Here is a 22,755-nt window from a genome sequence, read left to right as displayed (position 1 = left end):
GAATGGGCTTTCTCTCACCATGGCGCGACCGCCCTGCACATGCAAGGCGACCGGCCGTTCTCTCGATCAAGTGAAAAAAGCGGGCGGTGAAGCTGGGGGACCTCACCGCCCTTTGGACCTTCCGACGGAGGGGGGCGTGTTCCGATAGAAGGTACCTGGCGGGAGCGAGTTTTGCACCCGCTCCCCGGAAGGAGCCGTCGGCGGGGGCGACGAATGCCGGCGAAACCCTCCATCTGATATCTAGTCCTCGTTTAGCCTTTCGCCAGCGGGACCGCGACGAAGCGCGACGAACCGCCGCTCTTCACGCGCATGAGAACGCTGTTCTTGTTGTCGGTGCGCGCGGCATCGATTGCCTCGCGTACCTCGCCGGCGCTGGCGACGCTCTTGCCGCCGACTTCGAGGATGACGTCGCCTTCCTTGAAGCCACGCTCGGCCGCAGCACTCTTCGGGTCGACCTCGGTGACCACGACGCCTTCCCTGCCGGCGCCGGCCACGCTGTTGGCGGGGGCCACGGTAAGGCCGAGCTTCGGCACGCCGGTTCCCTTGCTCAGGCCGCCCTTGTCGTCCTTGTCGGTGTCGGCCTTGGCCTCGATCGTGTTCGGCAACTGGCCGAGCGTCAGGTTGACGACCTTGTCCTGGCCCTTCTGCAGCACGTTGAGCTTCACGGCGTTGCCGGGCGCCAGACCGCCGATGGTGCGGGCCAGTTCCTTGGCATCCTTGACCGGCTCGCCGTTGACGGCGGTGATGACGTCACCCGACTGGATGCCGGCCTTGGCCGCCGGGCCATTGGCCTGCGGTTCCGCCACCAGCGCGCCTTCCGCCTTCTTCATGCCGAGGCTGTCGGCGATGTCGGAGGTCACCGGCTGGATCTGGACGCCGATCCAGCCGCGGCTGACGGTGCCCTTGTCGCGGAGCTGCGCGATCACGTTCTTGACCGTGGAAGCGGGAATCGAGAACGCGATGCCGACGCTGCCGCCGGACGGCGAATAGATCGCGGTGTTGACGCCCATCACTTCTCCGTTGGTATCGAACGCCGGACCGCCGGAGTTGCCCTTGTTCACGGGCGCGTCGATCTGGATGAAGTCGTCATAGGGGCCGTTGCCGATGTCGCGGCCGGAGGCCGAGACGATGCCGGCGGTCACGGTTCCGCCGAGGCCGAACGGGTTACCGACCGCCAGCACCCAGTCGCCGATCCGCGGCTTGCTGTCCGACAGTTTGGCGAACGGGAAGTCGGTGCGGCCGGCGACCTTGATCAGCGCCAGATCCGTGCGCGGATCGGTGCCGATAACCTTCGCGGTGTAGGTCTTGCCGTCGTCCATGGTGACTTCGACCTTGTCGGCGCCGTCGACCACGTGGTTGTTGGTCACGGCAAAGCCGTCAGCCGAGATGAAGAAGCCGGAACCCTGCCCCGTTACCGGGCCACGTCCGCCACGCGGTCCGCCGCGCATGCCGGGCGGCAAGCCATCCGGACCGCCGAAGCGGCGGAAGAAGCGCTCCATCGGCGAGCCCGGCTGGAACGGCGAGTCGTCGTCCTTGTTGGCGCTGTCGTCGCCCTTCGAGGCCTTCTCGGCGATGTTGATCTTGACCGAGATCACCGACGGCTTCACGCGCTCGACAATGTCGGCGAAACCGATCGGCCGCTCGACCTTGCGGACCTCGGTGTTGACCTGCGCGTGCGCCGCGCTGGTGAAGATGTCGGCCTGCTGCGGCGCGAAGCCGTAGACGGCGGCGCCGAGGCCGGCGACGACGGACGCCATCAGCGCGAACTTGCGCGCGGAAAACAGCGAGCGGCGCGCGGTGGACGGAAACTTGGAAAGATCGACGGGACGTTCGGTCATGTTGCTAAGATCTCCAGGGGCATCTGAACGGCGGATGAACTCGACGGTGCGGGGCTGAACACCTGACGGGACTGAACATGGGGTTTTCAGCCTTACCGCGCGCTGGCTGGGGAATTAAACTTTTGTAATGGGCGGGTTTTGTAACTGCGGCGGAATAGCGCAGGCAATCAATGGCTTAGCGCTGTCCGAAAAGCGGCTTCCGAGGGGCAAAACGGCTGCTCGCTGCATTAGGCCCAAGGCTGACAGTCGGGGATTCCATAAATCTTACGTTAAACAAATCCATGGCACAACCTCTGAACGAACAAGGAGAGCGAGGTTGCGGGTCGCTGAATGCGAACTCCAATCATCGCCGTCAACGCGACAAGGATCAGGAAGAAAACCATGGTCAGCGCCGTTTCCAGCCAAGCCGCCACGTTGAACCCCCTCGCCTATCCGGCTCTCGACGGGGACGACGGCTCCAAACAGCCCACCCCGAACGCGACGACTGACGACAGCGACCGTGGCCCCGCCACGCAAGTGTCGTTATCGCCGGACGCACTTGATCGTCTGAAGGCCGCGCTCAAGCAAGACCGGCCCGACGCTCCGCGGCAAGCCGCGGTTGCCTTGTCGCAAGCAAGCGAGGACCGTTTCCAGGCAAACATACAGGACGTGCGTCGGCGGGCGGAATTGGCCAAAATCAACTTTCAGTTCAAAATGCTCGATCATCAGGACGCAATAAACAAGTCATTTACGGCCTCACTCAAATTCCAGAAAGATGATCTTGAAAAATGGCAAAACACGGCGCCGGTGCCTGCCGTCCAGCTTACCGAGGCGCAGATCGTGGCCATCCTCAAGAAGGTGGCACCGCGCGGCATTGATTCATCCAAGATCGGCGGTGCTGACAACTACTCTTTCGGTGATGACGGAAAAATCTACACCTTCAGAAAGGATGGAACGGCCTGGGTGCATGAGGCCGGTGTGCCGACATCCGAAGAGCAGAAAGAGTACGTCGTTCAGGAAGCAAACAAGTCGATGGCATACCAGTCCACCAGAATTCAGGACACCAGCGCCGCGCGAGCAACCCTCACCGCGCAGCTCAACGCGCTGATCGGCCAATAGCAGCGACCGCCTCTCAAGAGGAACAGCGCAGGAGGCCTCCTCCTGCGCTGTTTTCTTAGGCGTAACAATTTAGCTGATCTGGATGCCGTTGCCGTTGACCTCGAACACATACTCGAGCGTGTCCGCATTGGCTGGATCGAAGAAGCCGACCACGTCCACGAAATTCTCGAAGTTGGTGTCGAGCGTGGAATAGCTCGCTGGCAAGCTGCCCGCAGCAGCCGCTCACCTTATTAACCTGCCGTTAATATATCGAATTCGTAGCCGTCGAAGCAGCTTCCGATAAATCTTACGTTAAACAAGTCTATGACACAACCTATGAACGAATAACGAAAGCGAGGTTGCGAGTCGCTGAACGCGAGCTCCAATCATCGCCGTCAACGACAAGGATCAGGAAGAAAACCATGGTCAGCACCGTTTCCAGCCAAGCCGCCACGTTGAATCCTCTCACCGTCTTTACGGCTCTCGACGGGGACGAAAATTCCAAACAGCTCGCATCGAACGCGACGCCTGATGACAGCGACCGTGGCCCGGCCACGCAGGTGTCGTTGTCGCAGGACGCGCTGGATCGCCTGAGGGCCGCGCTCAAGCAAGACCCCAGCGCTGCGCAGCAAGCCACGGATGTTTGGTCGCTAGCGAGCGAGGATCGCTTCCAGGCACAGATGCAAGACATGGATCGCCGGGTAGAACTGATGAAAATCAACTATCAGCTCAACAGGCTCGACTGGCAGGAAGAGACAAACAAATCCTTGGCGTCCACGATCAAGACTCTGCGGGAATCTGCCGTCAAATGGCTAAACACGACGCCGGTGCCGGAGGTGCAACTGTCGGAAGCCGAGATAAGCGAGATTATGAGGAAAGTTGCGCCGCGCGGTATCGATCGATCCAAGATCGGCGGCGCCGACACTTACTCTTTCGGTGACGATGGAAAAATCTACACCTTCCTGAAGGATGGGACGGGTTGGGTGCATGAGGGTGGCGTGCCCACCTCCGAGGAACAGAAGCAACGAGGCTATCAGGCCTTCAATGAATCGATACTGCATTGGTCCAGCAAGATCGAATACCCCAGCGTCTCTCGTGCTGACCTGATCGCCAAGCGCGACGCACTGACCGATCAATAACAGCATCGGATCGCAAAAACGGCGCAGGAGATTATCGTCCTGCGCCACTTCTATTCCCAGCAGCTTTAGCTGATCTGGATGCCGTTGCCGTTGACGTCAAACACGAATTCCAACGTATCCGCGTTGGCTGGATCGAAGAAGCCGACCACATCAACGTAGTTCTGGAAATTGGTGTCGAGCGCATCCGCTATGATCAAGTCATTCCCTGACTGGAAGAACTGAAGCGTGGTGACATCGGCGACGTTGAAGATCAGCACATCCAATCCGCCCGCATCCGAGATGCTCGTTACGCCACTGTTGTTGTGAACGAACGTATCATTGCCGAGACCACCCTCGATTGCGACGACGCCATTCGTGTTGTCGATAATGACATCATTGTCGGTACCCGCATCGACCAGATTATTACCGCCGTTCAACCTGATGGTGTCGTTGCCCACACCGCCATAAACCTCGTTGAGCGCAGTTGCCACCGTGATGTCGTCGTTGCCCGTTCCACCATTCACAAAGCCGCGAGTACCGAGAAGGTCGGTAATGGTATCGATGCCATCTCCCCCGCTGATTTGATCATATCCTTCGCCGCCATTGATCGTGTCGTCACCGTTCTCTCCGAGGAGAATATCGTCTCCGTCACCACCATCGATCGTGTCGACATTGTCTCCCCCCAGAATAATGTCGTTGCCCCCATCACCATTCAAATGGTCGTCTCCAGCATCACCGAGAAGCTCGTCCCCTTCAGAACCGCCGGACAAAGTGTCATTGCCGATACCGCCTTCCAGGTGGTCCGCGCCGCTTTCACCGAGAAGTGTATCGGCGCCCTCCTGGCCGTAGAGAAAGTCGCCTTCAGTCCCGCCAAGGATGAGATCGTTGCCACCTTCGCCCATGATGGTATCGACGTCGGCACCACCGTCTAGAATGTCGCCGCCGTCCCCGCCCCAGATTGTGTCGTTGCCGGCGTCGCCGTGAATGTCATCGACATCGAAGCCCGGTCCGCCGTCGAGCTGATCGTTCCCGGTTCCGCCGGAGATATGGTCACCACCAAAGCCACCATCGATGACGTCCCAACCGTCGTCACCATTGAGGAAGTCGTTGCCGTCGCCGCCATCAATTTGGTCGTCGCCGCCGCCACCGCTCAAGAAATCGTTTCCGCCAAAGCCGCGGATCAGTTCACCCGTGAAGTCGCCAGTGAAAATGTCTTGGCCATCCGTCCCATCGAAATTTGGCATTGTCGTCTCCCATGTTTGTCGCCGCTCTCGTCGGCATCACCATGGGATTACGCTTCTCACTTTCGCTCAATATATCGATCTCGATAAACGCTATATCAATTTCGATAGTCGGTATTTCCGGTTGAGATTAATCGTTTTCAAGCGCACGCGCGTGATGCATGCGCATATCGTCACGTGATCTACACGTAGACATCACCACGCCCGTCGGAAATTCAGTCTTCCCGGAAAATGCGGTGCGTGTGGTCACGCAGCGGCTTCGCGAAGTACGACAAGACCGTGCGATCGCCGGTGAGGATGTAGCATTCCGCCGGCATGCCGGGGATGAGCGTCATCTTGCCGAGCCTGGCAAGCTCGTCCGGGCCGATGGCAATGCCGACGCGATAGTAAGTCGCGCCGCTGTCATCCTTCACCACGTCGCCCGAGATGCGCGTCACCGTGCCGCCTAGTTGCGGCGTGGTGTTTCGATTGAAGGCGGTCAGCCGAAGTATTGCGCTTTGCTGAAGCGCGACCTGATCGATGTCCTTTGCGGCGACGCGTGCCTCGACGGTCAGATCAGTCCCCTGGGGAACGATCCGCATCAGCGCCTCCGCCGGCGAGATTACCCCGCCGATGGTGTGGATCGCGAGCTGATGAATCAGACCTCGTATCGGCGCTCGCAACTCAATGCGACCGAGTTGATCCCTTGCCGTCACTTCGCGCTCCAGCAGTTCGCCCTGTCTCACGTTCACGTCACGAAGTTCGGTTGCGACCTCGCTGCGCAGCGTTTGATCAACCTGCAGAAGCTGCAGTTCGACTTCCGTAATGTGTCCGCGCACCTCCGCGGTCGCAGCAATGAGCGCGCCACGTTCGCCGTTGAGACGGGCCGCCGCGCGCGCAAGATTGTTGACGCGGTCGATCGGGACGAGGCCTTTGTCGAAGAGACTTCGAACGCCGACCAGTTCCTTCTCGATCAGGTCGATTTCCTCGCTCTTGGCTTCCTGCTGCGCGGCCTGCCCCCGGATCTTTTCGTTCAATTGCGCGATCCGTTCGCGCAATTGCCCTCTCTGACCCTCGCGTGCCTCGCGGCGGTGCGCAAACAGCCGGCGTTCCCGCTCCATGACGTTGCGGACGGCGGCGGCATCCAGCCGCGCCGCGAGTTCGGCGGGCGTTGCGACGTCGGCTATACCGTCCCGTTCGGCCTCGAGCCGGGCCTGGCGCGCAAACAATTCGTTGAGATTCTTGGTGACGATCGCGAGGTTTGCCCGCGTGATGGTGGCGTCCAGCCGTACCAGCACGTCACCGGCCTCGACAATCTGGCCCTCGCGAACCAGCAGTTCAGCGACCACGCCGCCGATCGGATGCTGAACCTGCTTCACGCTGCCCTCCACGATGACATTGCCCGGCGCGATGACAGCCCCGGACAATTCCGTGGTCGCGGCCCAACCGCCGACGCCGAACACCAGCATCAGGATGGCGGCAATACCCGCCAGCACGTGAAGGCGGAGCGAGTGCCTGATCACTCCCTGGTCATCAGGCTTCATGCGCGACCGCCTCGCCTTCGATCACTTTCAGCGGCGGAACGACGGTCGCCCTTTGGCCCTGCTTCAGGACGGCATCGCGCGGCCCGAAGGAGCGGACCATGCCGGCGTCCATCGCAAGAACAAAATCGAGCGACGCCAGAATACCGGCGCGATGCGCCACCACGATGACGATACCGCCCCTCGTCCGAACACCCTTGATGGCTTGCGTCAGGGCCCGCTCCCCCTCCGTGTCTAGGTTGGAATTCGGCTCATCCAGAACGACCATGAATGGATTGCAGTAGAGTGCGCGCGCCAGCGCGATCCGCTGGCGCTGTCCTGCCGAAAGGCCGAGCCCCCTTTCACCGACGCGCGTCTCATATCCATCCGGAAGCTGGACAATCATATCGTGAACGCCCGCCGCCAGTGCCGCTGCGACAATCCCGTCGTCGTCCGCGGATGGATCGAGCCGCGCGATGTTCTCCGCAATGGTGCCGGGAAACAACTCGACGGCTTGCGGCATGTAGCCGACAAAGCGGCCACGCTCTTCCGGCGTCCATTGGTCGAGCGTCGCGTTATCGAGACGAACGGAGCCACGTATGAGGGGCCAGACGCCGACGAGCCCGCGAATGAGAGAGGATTTGCCCGAGCCGCTCGGACCGAGAACGCCGAGGACACTGCCCCCTTTCAGCGCGAACGTCACATTCTGCACCGTGAGCCTACGGGGATCGGACGGAGGCGCTATGTAGACACCCTCGACAGCAAGCGAACGCGACGGCGATGGGATGGCCGTGCGCTCGCCCTCCACCGGAAAATGCGCCATCAGCTCGCCGAGGCGCTTCCAGGCCTCGCGGGCGCCCAGCATGCCGCGCCAGTTTCCGATCACATGCTCGGCAGGCGCGAGCGCCTTCGCGACGATGATCGATCCCGCAACGATCATACCTGCGCTCATCTCGTCATAGATCACGAGATAGGCCCCAAGGCCGAGGGCGGCCGATTGCAGAAGATAGCGAAACGCCTTCGATACGCCCGACAACGTTCCCCCGATATCGCCTGCTGCGCGCTGAAGGCGAGTATATTCGCCGTGCGCCTGCTCCCAATGAACCGACGCTCTCGACGTCAAACCCATCGCCGCGAACGCCTCCGCGTCGCGGTTCGCGGCCTCGCCAAACTTGTTCCTGGCGGCTTGCGCGGCGCTCGCCTCCTTGAGCAGCCGACGGGTCCGGATATCCGTGACGACTGTCAGCCCGGCGAGAACGACAGTTCCCGCAACGACGAACCATCCCACCAACGGATGCAATAGAAAACAGACGGCGATGTAGAGCGGCGTCCAGGGCAGATCAAACAGTGCCGAAGGTCCCTGGCTCGTCAGGAAGCCTCGCACCTGATCGAGATCGCGGGCCGGGCGCAATGCATCGCCCTCGACCTGCCCCTTGAGCGGCGCCTTGGCTATGATCGCGAAGACGCGGGCTGACAGGCTGGCATCCACGCTTGACGCGATCCGCGCCATCACGCGAAAGCGCAACACGTCAAAGAAACCGGAAAACGCATAGAGGCCGGCGGCAAGGACGAGCAGAGCACTCAGCGTCGAAATGCTACGGCTGGGAATGACCCGGTCGTAGATTTCAAGCATGAATATCGGACCCGTCAGCCCGAGCAGGTTCGCCATTCCTGAAAAGATGGCGGCACTCCAGACGGCGAACCCAAGCTTCAATCCGGCATTCGATTGCCGCGGCAAATGCATGTCGATACCACGCCGTCATTCCCAGCCGCGGCCACGCGCAAGCAAATGACGTTGCGCATCTCCTCGCGAGGGCTACTGTCGCCGACAATCAACGGTGCCGCAATATATCAAAATCGATAGCGCCTGACGTACCGCTAGCGAACAGTGATCAGATTGGCGCGTAATGCAATGATCACCGCTTGGATGAGATTGACGGCGCCCAATCTGGCACGCGCGCGTTTCAAGTAGAGACGCACCGCAGCTTCCGACAGCTTGAGCGTGGTCGCGATCTTCTTCGGTGGATCACCCTCGGCTACCCCCTGCAGACATTGGCGCTCTCGCGCCGTCAGCGAAGGCCTCACCCTGAGCCCGTGCTCATCGGACCAAATCCGGACGACACGGTCATGAAAATGGAGCCCGACGAACGCAATCTCGAATTGGTTCTTGCTCTTGAACGCGCTCCATTCCTCCGGCTTCACGTTTACTGTAAATGAAAACGCGCCAGCGTCTCCGTCGGGGCCGCGCATCGGGAACGACATTCCGGGTTCCCCAACTCCATATTTTGAGGCTTCAGAGAAAAAATAGCGGGCATCAGGCGACTGAAGGCCGAGCGTGCTCCAGTCGATCGGCAAAAAGCCCGTCTTGCTCGCCGCACATACAGGATCGATACGAAAAAATTCCTCCTTCCAATAACGTTCCATCCACTCGTCCGGATACGTCAGGATAAAATGCGGCGCACTGTCGGCCAGGTCCGGCATCTGCAATCCGGCGTAAGCCAAGTGCGAAAGACCGTAGATCTGCCGCAATTCCTTCATCACTTTCAGAAGTTCGTTTGACTCATGTGCATGCGCAATCGCATCAAGAGCAGGCTCGATTCTCTTGCAGTCCATACCAACCTCGGCAAATTCGCTTACCGATTCTTGCAGCAAGATCGAACAAACGTAGATCTGGATTGATCATTACGTAAGGTTGCTTCAACCTTTCATGCGACCTTATGTTGCGCAAGACAAAATCGCTCATCAAACATTCGCGACGGCGAGGGTCTGGAATTTCTCAACGTTGCAGCCAAACTCGTCTTAAGTTCCGTTGATACAATTTCATTCAGATTTCGTTCGCCACCATGTGGCGCCCGCACCGAAAATCTCAGATCGGCCAAGGCTATCAACCCTACACACAATCGTACGTAGTATTCACGATCAATTCCCGCGAGTCCGAAAAGAAGTGTTAGATAGCTCAACCGGCACTCACGCTTTCGGCACCCGCATGGCAGCGTTGCGAAACGCTCGCTGCTCGCGCGATCTACGCTCTGCGACGCAACGATGGCGAGCTGCGCCGCCTGCGAAACTTTCAGCCCTTCTTCATCTTCATCCGGCCCATGAAATCGCGCTTGCCGAGCGGCACGCCGTTGGTGCGCAGGATGTCGTAGGCGGTGGTGGCGTGGAAATAGAAATTGGGCAGCGAGAATGACATCAAAAACCCTTCGGTCGTGAAGGGCAGCTTATGGTCGCCGAGAAGGAAGACGACATCGCGGCCGCCGAGCGCGTTGACGGCGTCGGGCGTCCACGCCTCCAGGGCTTCGCGGGTCTGCGCCACCAGCGCCTGCAATCCGGCGTAGTCGTACGGCGTCTTGGACGCTGGCGGACGAAATTCTCCGCTCTGCGCAGCCTCGATGGCGCCTCGGGAATGCTGGGCGACGGAGATGATCTGGAAGCGCAGCGGCAGCATGTCTGGCGTCAGGCGTGCCTCGACGATCGCTTCAGGGTCGATGTTGTTGTCGCGAAAATGCGCCAGGCCGCGATCGAGGAAGCCGCCGACCGCGCCGAGGGTCTGCAGGTAATTCGCCACGCTGGCGTCGTAGAGTGAGAAGGCCATTTCGTATTCCCCCTGATGCTGTTTTGAACAGGGAAAATCTTAGCGGAAACCCTTCCGCTTGTAACGGCGACTCAGGCCTTCTTGTCCGGCGTATCGGCCGCGAGCAGGCGCTCCAGCCTCGCCTCCTCCTCTGCCGTCAGGTGCAAGAGCGCGGGATCGGCCGCGGCGCCGGCGTTCGGGCGGCGGCGGCTGTAGAGCCACAGCGCCACACCGCCGCCGATCAACGCCAGCGGGGGCAGCAGCCACAGCAGCAGCGTGTGCGGCGTGAAGCGCGGCTTCAGCAGCACGAACTCGCCATAGCGCGCCACCAGGAAATCGATCACCTGGCCGTCGCTGTCGCCGGTCGCGATGCGCTCGCGCACCAAGAGCCGCAGGTCGCGCGCCAGCGGCGCGTCGGAATCATCGATCGACTGGTTCTGGCACACCATGCAGCGCAACTCGCGCGACAGGTCGCGCGCGCGGGCTTCCTTGGCGGGGTCCGACATGATCTCGTCGGGTTGCACCGCGTGGGCGGGAGCGCCTCCGACCAGCACGACGGCGACGAATAGAAAGGCGATGAGTTTCCGCAATGGCCTACTCCGCCGGCTGCAAGGCGCGGGCCGGCTTGGCGGGCTTCGGCGCGCCGACGCGCAGCCGCCGGTCCGACAGCGACAGCAGCCCGCCGAACGCCATCAGCACCGGGCCCCACCAGATCATGAGCACCATCGGCTTGTGATAGATGCGCACGGCGATGGCGCCATCGGCATTGGTGTCGCCGAGCGAAACGTAAAGCTGGCTGGCGCCGCGGGTCAGCAGCGCCGCCTCCGTGGTCGACGATCCCCGTGTGGCGAAATTGCGCTTCGAGGGCGTCATCACGCGCAGCGTCTCGCCGTCGCGCGTGACGGTGAACTGCGCGATCATCTCGCGGAAATTCGGTCCCTGCCGCTGCGTGACGCCGTCGAGCTTCAACTGATAACCGGCGACGTTCGCAGTCTCGTTCGGCTTCATCGAACCGATATATTCGCTGTTCCAGGTGGTTTCGCAGACGATCCCGATCAGGGCGATGCCGATGCCGGCATGGGCGAACGCAGCACCCCAGGTCGCGCGCGGCAATCCGCGGGCGCGGGCAAGCGCGGTCGCGAGCGGCGCACGAAACAGCGCGGTGCGTTCGACAAGATCGGTCAAGGCGCCGGCGATGACGAAGATGGCGAGTCCGATTGCCAGCGGCGCGAAGGTGGCGCCGCCCCGGATCCACGCCCACAGCACGGCGACGGCGATCAGCGACACGATGCCCGCCGCCATCAGCCGCTGCGCCGCGGCGGCCAGGTCCCCGCGCTTCCACGCCAAGAGAGGTCCAAACGGCACCGCGAGCATCAGCGCCATCCACAGCGGACCGAAGGTAAGGTTGAAATAGGGAGCGCCGACAGAGATCTTGTCGGCGGTCAGGACTTCGTACGCCATCGGATACAGCGTTCCGACAAACACCGTGGCGCAAGCCACGGTCAGAAACAGGTTGTTGAGCACCAGCGCGCCCTCGCGCGAGATCGGCGCGAACAGTCCGCCTTGCTTCAGCGACGATGCCCGCCCGGCGAACAGCGACAAGCTGCCGCCGATGAACAGGCAGAGGATCAGCAGGATGAACACGCCGCGCGTCGGGTCGGTCGCGAACGAATGCACCGAGGTCAGCACGCCCGAGCGCACCAGGAAGGTGCCGAGCAGCGACAGCGAGAAGGTCAGGATCGAAAGAAGAATGGTCCAGACCTTCAGCGCGTTGCGCTTTTCCATCACGACCGCCGAATGCAGCAACGCGGTGCCGGAAAGCCACGGCATCAGCGAGGCGTTCTCGACCGGGTCCCAGAACCACCAGCCGCCCCAGCCGAGCTCGTAATAGGCCCAGTACGATCCCATCGCGATGCCGAGCGTGAGGAAGATCCACGCCACCAGCGTCCACGGCCGCACCCAGCGCGCCCAGGCGGCATCGATGCGGCCTTCGATCAGCGCGGCCACCGCGAACGAGAACGAGATCGAGAACCCGACATAGCCGAGATAGAGCATCGGCGGATGCACGGCGAGGCCGATATCCTGCAGCACCGGGTTGAGGTCGCGGCCCTCGATCGGCGGATTTGCGATTCGCAGGAACGGATTCGAGGTGACCAGGATGAACAGATAGAACGTCGCCGCGATCCAGCCCTGCACCGCCAGCACATGCGCGCGCAGCGACAGCGGCAGATTGTTGCCGAACGCGGCGACCAGTCCGCCGAACAGCGCCAGGATCGACACCCACAGCAGCATCGAGCCCTCGTGATTGCCCCACACGCCGGTGATCTTGTAGAGCAGCGGCTTCGTCGAGTGCGAGTTCTCGAACACGTTGACGACGGAGAAGTCCGACGTCACGTACAGCATCGTCAGCGCCGCGAACGACAACGCCACGAACAGCAATTGCGCCAGCGCGGTGGAGCGCGCGACATTCATCAGCGCATGATCGCCCCAGCGCGCACCGAGCAACGGCACCGTGGACTGGATCAGCGCCAGCGCGAGCGCCAGCACCAGCGCGTAATGGCCGGCTTCCGCGATCACTTGGCAGCTCCCTGCGTCGGCCCGGCCGAGGTTGCAGCGCCGGGCTTGGCGCCGTAATCGTCCTTCCAATGACCCTGCTTCTTCAGGGCGTCGGCGACATCCTTGGGCATGTAGGTCTCGTCATGCTTGGCCAGCACCGTGTCGGCCTTGAACACGCCGGACGCATCCAGCGCACCCTCGGCGACGACGCCCTGCCCTTCGCGGAACAGGTCCGGCAGCAATCCCTTGTAGGCGACCGGCAGCGTGGCGGCGCCGTCGGCGATGCTGAAATTGACGGCGAGGTTGTCGCCCTTCACCAGCGAGCCCGGCTGCACCAGGCCGCCGAGACGGAACCGCTTGCCGGCCGGGATCTGCTTCTCGGCCGCCATCGTCGGCGTGGAAAAGAACACGATGGAACCGCGCATGGCGTTGAGGACCAGCGCCGCGGCGATGGCGAGCACAGCGAGCGAACCGCCGATCATGGTCAAACGCCGTTGCTTGCGCGTCATTTCTAACCTCAGTTCCCGCCTTCAGGTTCCGACATTCGTCGGCCGCTCTTGCGCATGATGTTGTCCGAAAACCGGTTCACACTTTTCGGCCTCATGCACTACCCATCTAGCCCGAGACTCTTTGCGCCCTCATTGAGCTGGCGCAAGCGTTCGGCGTCGGCCGCGACGGCCTGCCGCGCGTCGGTCAGCGCGCTGGCCGCCTTGTCGCGCTGGCCCATCACCATATAGGCGCGCATCAGCCGCAGCCATCCCTCGACATCGTCGCCATTCTGTTTCAGCCGCGCCGCGAGACGATCGACCATGCTGCTGATCATCGCGCTACGATCGGGATCGCTCATGTCCTTGGCGGCGGCCATCGCTTCAGTGGACAGCGGCGGCGCGGCGGAGCCACCGACCCTGGTCAGGGCGTCCTGAACCAGCGGCCGCCACGACGCGTCCGCCGGCGCCTTGGCGAGCAGCGCGCGCCAGATCGCGGCGGCGTCGGCCCGGCGGCCATCCTGTTCGGCCGCGAGCCCGAGGAAATAGTTGGCCCTGGGCTCGTCGGCGTCCTGCGCGACCGCGCGTTCGAACTCGGCCTTGGCCTCCGCCGTGACGACGCCGCCCGCCACCAGCGAAAGCGCTTCACCGAGATCGGCGCGGCGCTCGGCGTTGTCGCCGGCATAGGTGATGACGTTGCGATAGGCCCCGACTGCGTCATCGTACCGGCCGAGACGCGCCAGTACCGGCGCCAGCACGGTCCAGCCGCGGGCGTCAGCCGGGTTCTTTTCCAGATGAGCCACGACCTGCGCCACCATGTTTTCCAGCGGCTGGTTGACGTCAGCGGTGCGGGCGCGGGAGGCCAGCGGAAAATCGCCGAGCCACGGTGATCCGAACGCGAGGTAGAACATCACGGCCGCGACCGGCAAACCCACCAGCGCCACCACGGCGGAACCTCGGCGCAGCGCGAGACTCGATCGCACCGGAAACTCAGGCTGACTATCCGCAGCCAGCAGGCGGCGGCTGATTTCGACGCGCGCGGCCTCGGCCTCGGAGACGCCGATCAGGCCCGCGGCAACATCGCGCTCGATCTCGGCAAGCTGATCCTTGTAGACGGCTGCCTCGCTGCCGCCGGCCGACGCGGAGGCTCTCCGGCTTAGCGGCCAGAGCACGGCAAAGATCGCCGCGACCGTCATCAGCGCGAACACAAACCACAGCGTCATCAAGCAGTTCCCGGGCGAGGCGACGCCCTTTTGTAAAGCGCCGATGCGCCGCTTTACACCACCGGCGGCAAGCCCGGCAATTGACAATTGCGGTAGAAAAACCAGCCTATTCAGCCCGCCCGGCAGGAATTCAGGGGAATCCCGTCCTACCCGGCCTTGGTCGCTTTGCGCTCACCGGTGACGGCATTTTCGGCTGCCCGGCTCATCAGCGACGCATAGTCGTGGCCGAACAGGATTTCGCAGAACCGGATCGCGGCTTTGGCCTGCATCTGGCGGAACGCGCGCGCCTGGGGGTCGCCGCCCCGCAGCGCCTGCACCAGGCTCTCGGTGGAGCGTTCGACATAATGCTGCAGGTCGGAGTAGGTCCGCAACGTGACCTCGTTGATGGCGAGTTCGCTGGCATAGGTGCGGCACACCGCCACGAAATCGATCAGGGCCGCGATCTCTTCGACCTCTGAAGCGTCGATCTTCGGCGAGGAAGCGATATCCTTGTCGGGGCGCTGGCGCAGGATGCGGCGAACCCGGCCGGGCACGCTTTCGATCTCCGACCTCAGCGCATTGGAAATTTCGGCGCGGATCGCGGTCAATTGACGGCCCCATGCGGAATCGTTGCGCAGGTCCAGTTCGGTGCGCAGCCCGCGCACCCCGTCGTGCAGGATCTTCAGCGGCTCGCCGACATTGTCGAAATGGCCGCGCCGGATGTCCGTGCGCACGCAGGCCGTCAGGAACGACAGGTCGTGCAGCGCGATCGTGACGGCGATGCCGTAGGGCGTGGCGGCCACGCGCAACTCGTCGTCGGAGGCCGCCATCTTGACCGCCAGGCGGATGATCTGCCACGGCTGCGCCAGCCGCTGCATGATGAGCGACAGCGCGAACGGCAGCAATTGAGGGGTTTGCAGCGTCGGAACGTTGAGCGCCGCACTCACCGAGGCGATCTGGGATTCGGCGAACACGCGCATCTGGCTCGGCATCCGAGTGCCGAGCGTATCCAGCGTCTCGCGCGCCCGCAGCACACCGCCGACCGAGAGCAGGTCCTCGACGATGTTGGGCGGACCGATCCGGGAAAGCGACCGCTGCCTGTCGTCGCCCGCGACGGGTGTGGCGACATTGACGATCGCATCGGCCGCGGCGAGCTGGAATTTGCGGGTGGCGCTTTCGAGGCCGGCGGTGGAGCCACTCTGCCTGATCGCGGCGAGCCCGGATTCGAACGCGCGCACGGCTTCAGACGCCCCTTCGCGCTCCAGCCATTGCCAGATCGGAAGCAGCGACGTGCGTCGGATCTGCCCGACCCTGACCGGAAAATTACCCTCGACCAGAAACGGTTCGAGCGGCGCGTACAGCAATCGCGCCGGATCGTCGGTCCGCGGCCGCACCTCGTCGTCTTCCTCGGTTCCGCGCACAACCTTGCGAAGCTGCTCGAGCACGAAATTGGCGACGACCGTGTCCTCGCCGCGCTCGATGGCGCGCTCGAACTCCCGCATCAGCAGCGCCTGCGATTGGGGCGGGAGCTGGGCGAGATAATCCCTCAGCCGCTCGGTCGATGTCTGGCTCATTCGCCTGGCGTGGATATGCGTGTCATGGGACGGGCAAAGCGCCCGCCCGCGATCTTAGAAGTGCGCGCGTTAAGAACCCGTTTAGTAATAACCAAATCCACCCGGGCATTGCCGGTTCCAAACCCGGCAACCCAAAGTAATCGTCTTCGCCGCCAGACCAGACGTTCAGACTCCCGGCAGCACCAGTTCCGCCCGCAACCCGCCGATCGGGGCGTCGCCCAGGACAAGGCTGCCGCCATAGAGCGCGGCCAGATCAACCACGATGGAAAGCCCGAGCCCGGACCCCGGCTTCGACTCGTCGAGCCGCTGGCCGCGCCGCGACACCTGCGCGCGCTCGGCGGCGGACAGGCCGCGGCCGTCGTCGTCGACGATGATCCGCAGCCACGGGCCTGCGCGGGGCTCCGACGGCGGCTCCACCCTCACCTCGATCAGGACCTGGGTGGCGGCCCATTTGCAGGCGTTGTCAACCAGATTTCCGGCCATCTCCTCGAGGTCCTGGCGCTCGCCGCGGAATTTCGCCAGGGGATCGGCCTTCACCGCGATCATGATGTCGCGATCCCGGTGGATCTTCTCCATGGTCCGCCGCAGCGCCTCGATGGCGGGGGCGACCTCGGTGACGGTACCGACGATGGTGACGCGCGCGGCGATGCGCGCCCGTTCCAGATGATGGGCCACTTGATCCCGCATCACATCCGCCTGCTCCAACACCTTGCTGGCAAAGGGATCCACCGCGTGGGCGGCAGCCTCGTTGACGATCACGGAGAGCGGCGTCTTGATGGCGTGGGCGAGATTGCCGACATGGGTGCGCGCGCGCTCGACGATCTCGCGATTGGCGTCGATCAGCGCGTTGGTCTCGCGCGCCAGCGGCGCGATCTCGACCGGAAATTCGCCCTCCAGCCGTTCGGCGCGGCCGGAGCGGATGTCGGCGATCGATTCCGAAATCCGCTTCAGCGGCGCCAGGCCGAACCTCACCTGGAAGATCGTGGTCAGCAGCAGCACGATGCCCAGCGCTGCAAAAGTGCCGCCGAGGTAATAGTCGAAGGCGCGGATCTCGTCGAAAATCTCCGCCGCGTCGCCAGCCACGCTGACCAGGAATTTGCCGTCGGCGCCGAGGTCGACCGGCCGCTCGACCACCCGCAGCGACTGCCCCTCGGGCCCGTCGACATAGCCGAGGCGAACGCCGGCGGCGGTCAGTTCCGCGCCGATCTCATCGAGCTTCGGCAGCTTCTTGTCCCACAGCGACCGCGACGCCCGCGTTTCGGCCTTCTCGTCGGTGCGGACAATCTGCCAGTACCAGCCGGACAGCGGCAGTTCGAACAAGGGCTCGCCGAGCGACTGAAACTGGTGGTCGGGCGGCTCGTCCGGCGTCGCGACTTCGGCGATCAGGGTGCGGAGATAGAGGTTGAGCCGGCGATCGAAGGCGCGCTCGGTGGCGTTGCGATAGACCGACGACAAAATAACGCCGGTGATCACCAAAATCACGACCACCCACGCGGTCGCCGACAGGAACAACCGCGTGGCGAGCGAACTTCCGCGCATCAGAGCAAGATCCCGAAAAGCGTATCCCCAGGCTCCGAATTTGCGGAGAGAGACTGGCCTTCGGATAAGATCATGCTCGAATAAAAGAGCAAGGCTCATCAGTTACCGGTCGACGGCGGCGGCGTCAGCAGATAGCCGAGCCCGCGCACGGTCTGGATGATATCGACGTCGAGCTTCTTGCGGATGCGGCCGACGAATACTTCGATGGTGTTGGAGTCGCGGTCGAAGTCCTGATCGTAGAGGTGTTCGACCAGTTCGGTGCGCGACACCACGCGGCCGGTATGGTGCATGAGATACTGAAGCAGCCGATACTCGTGCGAGGTCATCTTGACCGTATTGCCCGACACCGTGACCTTGTTGGTGCGCGTGTCCAGAGACACGGGGCCGCAGGTCAGTTCCGACTGGGCGTGGCCGGCGGAGCGGCGCAGCAGCGCGCGGATGCGCGCCAGCACCTCTTCCAGATGAAACGGCTTTGCGACGTAATCGTCGGCACCGGCATCGAAGCCCTGCACCTTGTCGCTCCAGCGGTCGCGCGCGGTGAGGATCAGAACCGGCATCGCTCTGCCGCCGCGGCGCCAAGCCTCGAGGACCGAGATGCCGTCCATCTTGGGCAACCCGATATCGAGCACAACGGCGTCGTAGGGTTCGCTTTCGCCGAGGTAATGTCCCTCTTCGCCATCAAACGCGCGGTCGACCACATAGCCGGCATCCGTCAACGCCGTCGTCAACTGACGGTTCAGGTCCGGGTCATCCTCAACAACGAGCAGGCGCAAGCTGGCCTCCAAAAATGAGCTCTACCATAGCAGATCTCAACATGAGGCCACCCGGCGTGAACGGGCCATGAACGGGACGTACGGTGCCATGTTACTTTTTCGTTATGAGATGTGTTGGCGGCAAGGCAGCCCAGCTGCAGCGATACCGATGCGGGAGGAACGGGCCAAGCACAAAATCTCTAAAACAACCCCATGCAAAGTAGGACTGCCCGCGGCTCAGAGCCGCGTCGCCTCTAACCGTAGAGGTAGAACAACTAAAATATTACACCTTCAGGTACGGAAGAACGCGAACCAGACGATGCCCAGTATCAGACCGGCAAGTCCAGTAGATACGGTCAAGAGCGCGAGCACGGAGGGGCCGGGTTCGGCCTGGCGGGCCTCGGTCGGGGTTTCGATGATCTGACTATGTCGTTGCGTTGCCATGAGAACCTCTTGCGTAAGCGCCTGCATTACCAGCGAATGTGTCGACACCGCCGGTGAGAGCAACGCATGATCGGAAGTGATGTTCCTGCCGGGCCATGTCACACGGTTACGTCGCGCGGTTACGGCCGCCAAAAGGTCGCAGGCGGCCCTCATGCGGGCGGGTTAACGCCGTTTCCGCATTTTCCCGCCGACCATGTTTGAGGCGCGGGCATCCGATGGTATCGTTCCCGTTCGTCTGTCGCGTATTTTCGGAGTAGCCCATGGCCCCCCGCGCCAATTGGAAGGGTTTTCTGCGTCTTTCCCTCGTGACCTGTCCGGTCGCCCTCTATCCGGCGACGTCGGATAGCGAGAAGGTTTCGTTCAACCAGATCAACCGCAAGACCGGCCACCGCATCAAATACGCCAAGGTCGACGCCGACACCGGCGAGGAAGTCGCCAACGACGACATCATGAAGGGCTACAAGGTCGACACCGACACCTATATCGAGGTGACGAAGGACGAACTTGACGAACTCGCGCTGGAGTCGACCCGCACCATCGAGATCGACGAGTTCGTGCCGAGGGCCGACATCGACAGCCGCTACGTGATCCGCCCCTATTACCTCGTGCCGGACGGCAAGGTCGGCCATGACGCCTTCGCGGTGATCCGTGAAACCATCCGCAGCATGGACAAGGTCGCGATCGGGCGTGTGGTGCTGACCAATCGCGAGCACATCATCGCGCTGGAGCCGCTCGACAAGGGACTGATGGGAACGCTCCTTCGCTATCCTTACGAGGTGCGCAGCGAGACGGAATATTTTGAAGACATCCAGGATGTGAAGATCACCAAGGATATGCTTGATCTCGCAAAGCATATCGTCGAGCAGAAGTCCGCCTCGTTCGAGCCCGAGCAGTTCGAGGACCGATACGAGCAGGCGCTGATCGATCTGATCAACCAGAAGCGAAACGGGCTGAGCACCAAGACGAAGGCGGCGCCGAAGACCACCGGCAATGTCATCAACCTGATGGACGCGCTCAAGCGCAGCCTTGCCGGCGAGAAAAAGGCCGCCCCCGCGCCCACCAAGGCCAAGGGCAAGAAGCCGAAGAAGGCCGCCGCCGGCCAGCGCGAGATGCTGCTGCCGATCAGCGGCGGCGGCAAACGCGCAGCCAAGGAAACTGCCAAGGAAGCTCCAAAGGAAGCGCCGAAGAAGGCCGAGAAGCCGGCGCGATCCGCAGCTCGCGCCAAGAAGGCCGGATGATCAGGCAAGCCGCTATCGGAAGACGTGCAGCATCAAGCGTACTGGCAGACCGCGATCGAAACCTGATCAACGCGCCGGAGGGCGGCGGCTGGCCGATGTTGGCGCGGATCGCGACCGTGCGGGCGCCCGATACAGACCCGAAACAGGCCTGACTGAGGCGGTTTCAAACGCCGACCCCGCCCCTGTTTGCGAGGGGCCTGAACAGCGATGGCCGAATGGCACGGTCGGTCAAATTCCGGCTATTTGATCGAGTCGCTGACCTGCACGAATTTGGTGCTGACCGCGGAGCCGACGCCGGTGACGGCGGTGATGATCACGATGCTGATGCCGCCTGCAATGAGGGCATACTCGATGGCGGTAGCGCCACGTTCATCGACGACAAATCGTGCCAGTAATCGACGCATAAGAAACTCCTGTCGACGCTACGGATTTCTCCAGCGCCCTACCCGTTAGACCCTAGGCGGGAACAGTTGAAGAGCTCTTCACGAACAGCATGAACGGTCGATTAAGGCGGAAGAAAAAAGCCGGGCTCTTCATCGCGGGATCAGGAACATTTACCTATCGATCCGCGGTCCGCCCGGGCCTGCGGCCACGGGGATCAAACGACGCGGCGTGGCAAGGTAGTCAGCCTTGCCACGCCGCGGATTGAAGGGAGACCGGGCCTGAGGCCCGGTCCCAAAGTCGTTCTCAGAAGTTGCGCTGGGCGCGGACCTGGAGCAGGACGGTGTTCTGATCCTTGAACTCATAAAGCGCGTTCGGCTTCGGCGCGCTCGCGGTGAACACCGACGAACCCGACATTTTCTGATCGAGATGGAACCACTGGACTTCGCCCGAGAACGTCAGGTTCTTGACCGGGGTCCAGCGCGTGATGATGCCGAGTTGCGAGACGTTGAAGTCGGGGTTGCAGGTGTAGTTGCCTGCATTGTTGCCGTTCAATGCCTGCCCGGAATGGCTGGCGGCGAAGGCGGCGCAGTAAGCACCCTTGGCAGTTCTCGTTCCGTTGCCGAGCAGGTTGTCGTTGGCGCCGCCGTCATACCTGACCGCGGAGTAGCTGCCGAACAGGCTGGTCGACCAGTTCGGATTCCAATTGTGGTTGAACGCGCCGCGGACACCCCAGGCTGTGGTCAGAGCAATACCGCCCGTCCCGGCCGCACCCGGGAAATAGACGCCGTCGGTGGTCGCACCGAAGCCGACGCTCTGGTAGCCGAAGCCGCTGTCGCCGAACATCGCAAAGCTCGGCGAGCTGCCGCTCGTCGAGATCACGTACTTGGTGGCGCCCTTGGCGTAGGACGCGTCGATCTTGATGTCGTCGCCGGCGCCGGTCGGCAGGTTCTTGATCTGCAACGCAGCCATCACCGCACCGCCCCACTTGGACTCGGGGTGGCCGCTGATTTCGGAAAGCGCGTTGGGGACGGCGCTCGCGCCGAGCGTGTTGTACGAGCCGTTGACCTCATGCGCAGCGGCCGACAACTGGAACAGGCCCCAGGCCTGATCGACCCGGATGTTGGCGACGATATCGGGCACGTGGGTGCCGGCATAGGCGTTCGAGCCGGTGCCGTTGGCGCCGATCGCCGACGGGATGCTCAGATTGTAGACAGAGGTACGGCCCCAGACGGTCGGATCGTCAAGACCGATCGTACCCGAAACACCGTTACCGAACTGGGCGGTGTACTGGATGTTGTTGACGCCGGTGTCGGTGGTATGACCGCCGAGCAAAGCGGAATTGATGTTGCCCGGCGCGCCCTGCCACGGCGTCGCGTAAGCCGAGGCGGACTTGCCGAAGGTGAAGCCGGCGAACTGGATGAAGACAAACTCGACCGCGACGTAGCCGCCGCCCGCCGTGCTCAGCGAGTTGGCGCTGAACGCCCCGCTCGGATTGGCGCTGCCGCCGCCGACATTGTTGAACTGGAAGTCGCCCTGACCGAAGGTGCGGACCACGCCGTATTCCGTCGCGGTACGGGTATCGACTGTCAGCGCCATGCGCGAGCGGGAAACGAAGTAATCGGCATAACGATTGTGCTGGCCGAGATCGCCGCTCCAGGCCGGCGTACCGTGGGCGCTACCGTTGAAAGTGGTGTCGACGCGCAGATAGCCGCCGAGCTTGATACAAGTGTCGGTGCCCGGGATGTAGAAGAAGCCGGCGCCGTAGAGCGAGCAGACCCTCACATATTCAACCGCCTTGGCCTTGACCGGCAAGTCTGCCGCCTGGGCTCCGCTGACGGCCATCAAGGCTGCCGCCGAGCCGAGAATGAATGTTCGCGCCGAAATCATCTTTTAGTCTCCTACTCTGCGATTCTCGCAGCTTCATGCGGGAACTCGTAACCCGGATTTCCTTATGGAGAATGACAACGGTGTGATGCTGCCTTACTTGGACCGCTGCTGTGATGTTTTCGCAACGCGGCAGGATTTGGGACGATGAAAATCGTCCAATTTCGTCTCCGGTTGGAGCTGGTGCGGCAAGAAAATTCTTCACCCGCAGAGCTCCCGTGGTTCTACCGGACGGGCCTTCAGCCGGAAAAACGCATATCAGCACTTCCGCGCCCGGCTTTACCTCGCCCTGAAATACTGCTCCAACTCTTACAAATCGGCCGGACTGAACCGGCAGTTGCAATTCAGGG

At 62.6% G+C, this 22,755-nt stretch carries 20 protein-coding genes; 3 read left to right on the top strand and 17 right to left on the bottom strand.

The features are described 5' to 3' along the window. Nucleotides 1–251: 251 nt before the first annotated feature. Nucleotides 252–1,838, bottom strand: a complete 1,587-nt coding sequence (locus QUH67_RS12490; RefSeq protein ID WP_300946997.1) for a Do family serine endopeptidase — start codon at nt 1,836–1,838, stop codon at nt 252–254. A 381-nt stretch (nt 1,839–2,219) separates the two neighbouring features. Between QUH67_RS12490 and QUH67_RS12485 the strand changes: the two genes are divergently transcribed. Beyond that, complete coding sequence (locus tag QUH67_RS12485) at nt 2,220–2,936, top strand: hypothetical protein (RefSeq protein ID WP_300946996.1); 717 nt, start codon at nt 2,220–2,222, stop codon at nt 2,934–2,936. 69 nt (nt 2,937–3,005) lie between these two features. Here QUH67_RS12485 and QUH67_RS12480 read toward each other — a convergent pair whose 3' ends face one another. Further along, the gene (locus tag QUH67_RS12480) at nt 3,006–3,140 is read right to left on the bottom strand and encodes a hypothetical protein (protein WP_300946995.1); all 135 of its coding nucleotides are present in this window, start codon (nt 3,138–3,140) and stop codon (nt 3,006–3,008) included. Between the two features lie 197 nt (nt 3,141–3,337). Between QUH67_RS12480 and QUH67_RS12475 the strand changes: the two genes are divergently transcribed. Continuing rightward, a complete protein-coding gene (locus QUH67_RS12475; protein ID WP_300946994.1) occupies nt 3,338–4,054 on the top strand; it encodes a hypothetical protein in 717 nt (238 codons plus the stop codon). Nucleotides 4,055–4,119: 65 nt separating this feature from the next. Here QUH67_RS12475 and QUH67_RS12470 read toward each other — a convergent pair whose 3' ends face one another. The 13 genes from QUH67_RS12470 to QUH67_RS12410 form a co-directional block, all read right to left on the bottom strand. Then, entirely contained in the window at nt 4,120–5,277 is a 1,158-nt protein-coding gene (locus QUH67_RS12470) for a calcium-binding protein (protein ID WP_300946993.1), read from the bottom strand. Between the two features lie 212 nt (nt 5,278–5,489). Further along, the gene (locus tag QUH67_RS12465; protein WP_300946992.1) at nt 5,490–6,797 is read right to left on the bottom strand and encodes an HlyD family type I secretion periplasmic adaptor subunit; all 1,308 of its coding nucleotides are present in this window, start codon (nt 6,795–6,797) and stop codon (nt 5,490–5,492) included. Then, a complete protein-coding gene (locus QUH67_RS12460) occupies nt 6,787–8,487 on the bottom strand; it encodes a type I secretion system permease/ATPase (RefSeq protein WP_300946991.1) in 1,701 nt (566 codons plus the stop codon). Before QUH67_RS12460 ends, QUH67_RS12465 begins: the two co-directional genes overlap by 11 nt. Before the next feature lie 164 nt (nt 8,488–8,651). Next, nucleotides 8,652–9,425 (bottom strand): helix-turn-helix transcriptional regulator, encoded by a 774-nt coding sequence (locus QUH67_RS12455; RefSeq protein ID WP_300946990.1) that lies wholly within the window; start codon nt 9,423–9,425, stop codon nt 8,652–8,654. Between the two features lie 418 nt (nt 9,426–9,843). Continuing rightward, nucleotides 9,844–10,368, bottom strand: a complete 525-nt coding sequence (locus QUH67_RS12450) for a DUF1993 domain-containing protein (protein ID WP_300946989.1) — start codon at nt 10,366–10,368, stop codon at nt 9,844–9,846. A 71-nt stretch (nt 10,369–10,439) separates the two neighbouring features. Continuing rightward, a complete protein-coding gene (locus QUH67_RS12445; protein ID WP_300946988.1) occupies nt 10,440–10,937 on the bottom strand; it encodes a cytochrome c-type biogenesis protein in 498 nt (165 codons plus the stop codon). 4 nt (nt 10,938–10,941) lie between these two features. Further along, entirely contained in the window at nt 10,942–12,924 is a 1,983-nt protein-coding gene (locus QUH67_RS12440; RefSeq protein WP_300946987.1) for a heme lyase CcmF/NrfE family subunit, read from the bottom strand. Beyond that, nucleotides 12,921–13,412, bottom strand: a complete 492-nt coding sequence (ccmE, locus tag QUH67_RS12435; protein ID WP_300946986.1) for a cytochrome c maturation protein CcmE — start codon at nt 13,410–13,412, stop codon at nt 12,921–12,923. The genes QUH67_RS12440 and ccmE overlap by 4 nt, the downstream gene beginning before the upstream one ends. Nucleotides 13,413–13,510: 98 nt before the next feature. Then, entirely contained in the window at nt 13,511–14,611 is a 1,101-nt protein-coding gene (gene ccmI / locus QUH67_RS12430; protein ID WP_300946985.1) for a c-type cytochrome biogenesis protein CcmI, read from the bottom strand. Between the two features lie 146 nt (nt 14,612–14,757). Then, nucleotides 14,758–16,164: a hypothetical protein gene (locus tag QUH67_RS12425; RefSeq protein WP_300946984.1), complete on the bottom strand. Its 1,407-nt coding sequence runs from the start codon at nt 16,162–16,164 to the stop codon at nt 14,758–14,760. Between the two features lie 165 nt (nt 16,165–16,329). Then, entirely contained in the window at nt 16,330–17,703 is a 1,374-nt protein-coding gene (locus tag QUH67_RS12420; protein ID WP_300946983.1) for a sensor histidine kinase, read from the bottom strand. A gap of 98 nt (nt 17,704–17,801) precedes the next feature. Further along, the gene (locus QUH67_RS12415; RefSeq protein WP_300946982.1) at nt 17,802–18,476 is read right to left on the bottom strand and encodes a response regulator transcription factor; all 675 of its coding nucleotides are present in this window, start codon (nt 18,474–18,476) and stop codon (nt 17,802–17,804) included. A gap of 270 nt (nt 18,477–18,746) precedes the next feature. Beyond that, entirely contained in the window at nt 18,747–18,899 is a 153-nt protein-coding gene (locus tag QUH67_RS12410) for a hypothetical protein (protein WP_300946981.1), read from the bottom strand. A gap of 260 nt (nt 18,900–19,159) precedes the next feature. On the opposite strand from QUH67_RS12410, the gene ku reads away from it, so the two are divergent. Further along, nucleotides 19,160–20,137 carry a non-homologous end joining protein Ku gene (gene ku, locus QUH67_RS12405; RefSeq protein WP_300946980.1) on the top strand — a complete coding sequence of 326 codons (978 nt, stop codon included), beginning with the start codon at nt 19,160–19,162 and terminating at the stop codon, nt 20,135–20,137. Nucleotides 20,138–20,376: 239 nt separating this feature from the next. On the opposite strand, the gene QUH67_RS12400 is transcribed toward ku, so the two are convergent. Next, nucleotides 20,377–20,541, bottom strand: coding sequence for a Flp family type IVb pilin (locus tag QUH67_RS12400; RefSeq protein ID WP_300946979.1), 165 nt, complete (start codon nt 20,539–20,541; stop codon nt 20,377–20,379). A 283-nt stretch (nt 20,542–20,824) separates the two neighbouring features. Then, complete coding sequence (locus QUH67_RS12395; protein WP_300946978.1) at nt 20,825–22,408, bottom strand: porin; 1,584 nt, start codon at nt 22,406–22,408, stop codon at nt 20,825–20,827. Between the last annotated feature and the right edge of the window lie 347 nt (nt 22,409–22,755).

The organism is Bradyrhizobium roseum (genome assembly GCF_030413175.1).
In the GTDB taxonomy this organism is placed as follows: Bacteria; Pseudomonadota; Alphaproteobacteria; order Rhizobiales; family Xanthobacteraceae; genus Bradyrhizobium; species Bradyrhizobium roseum.
The sequence above is the reverse complement of the archived record's forward strand: the minus strand, read 5'-3'. Positions and strand labels throughout refer to the sequence as shown.

Bases quoted from the DNA above. Each gene is read 5' to 3' on its own strand.
- QUH67_RS12490 (WP_300946997.1), bottom strand. From the start codon at position 1,838: ATGACCGAACGTCCCGTCGATCTTTCCAAGTTTCCGTCCACCGCGCGC.
- QUH67_RS12485 (WP_300946996.1), top strand. From the start codon at position 2,220: ATGGTCAGCGCCGTTTCCAGCCAAGCCGCCACGTTGAACCCCCTCGCC.
- QUH67_RS12475 (WP_300946994.1), top strand. From the start codon at position 3,338: ATGGTCAGCACCGTTTCCAGCCAAGCCGCCACGTTGAATCCTCTCACC.
- QUH67_RS12470 (WP_300946993.1), bottom strand. From the start codon at position 5,277: ATGCCAAATTTCGATGGGACGGATGGCCAAGACATTTTCACTGGCGAC.
- QUH67_RS12465 (WP_300946992.1), bottom strand. From the start codon at position 6,797: ATGAAGCCTGATGACCAGGGAGTGATCAGGCACTCGCTCCGCCTTCAC.
- QUH67_RS12450 (WP_300946989.1), bottom strand. From the start codon at position 10,368: ATGGCCTTCTCACTCTACGACGCCAGCGTGGCGAATTACCTGCAGACC.
- ccmE (WP_300946986.1), bottom strand. From the start codon at position 13,412: ATGACGCGCAAGCAACGGCGTTTGACCATGATCGGCGGTTCGCTCGCT.
- ccmI (WP_300946985.1), bottom strand. From the start codon at position 14,611: ATGACGCTGTGGTTTGTGTTCGCGCTGATGACGGTCGCGGCGATCTTT.
- QUH67_RS12425 (WP_300946984.1), bottom strand. From the start codon at position 16,164: ATGAGCCAGACATCGACCGAGCGGCTGAGGGATTATCTCGCCCAGCTC.
- QUH67_RS12420 (WP_300946983.1), bottom strand. From the start codon at position 17,703: ATGCGCGGAAGTTCGCTCGCCACGCGGTTGTTCCTGTCGGCGACCGCG.
- QUH67_RS12410 (WP_300946981.1), bottom strand. From the start codon at position 18,899: ATGGCAACGCAACGACATAGTCAGATCATCGAAACCCCGACCGAGGCC.
- ku (WP_300946980.1), top strand. From the start codon at position 19,160: ATGGCCCCCCGCGCCAATTGGAAGGGTTTTCTGCGTCTTTCCCTCGTG.
- QUH67_RS12400 (WP_300946979.1), bottom strand. From the start codon at position 20,541: ATGCGTCGATTACTGGCACGATTTGTCGTCGATGAACGTGGCGCTACC.
- QUH67_RS12395 (WP_300946978.1), bottom strand. From the start codon at position 22,408: ATGATTTCGGCGCGAACATTCATTCTCGGCTCGGCGGCAGCCTTGATG.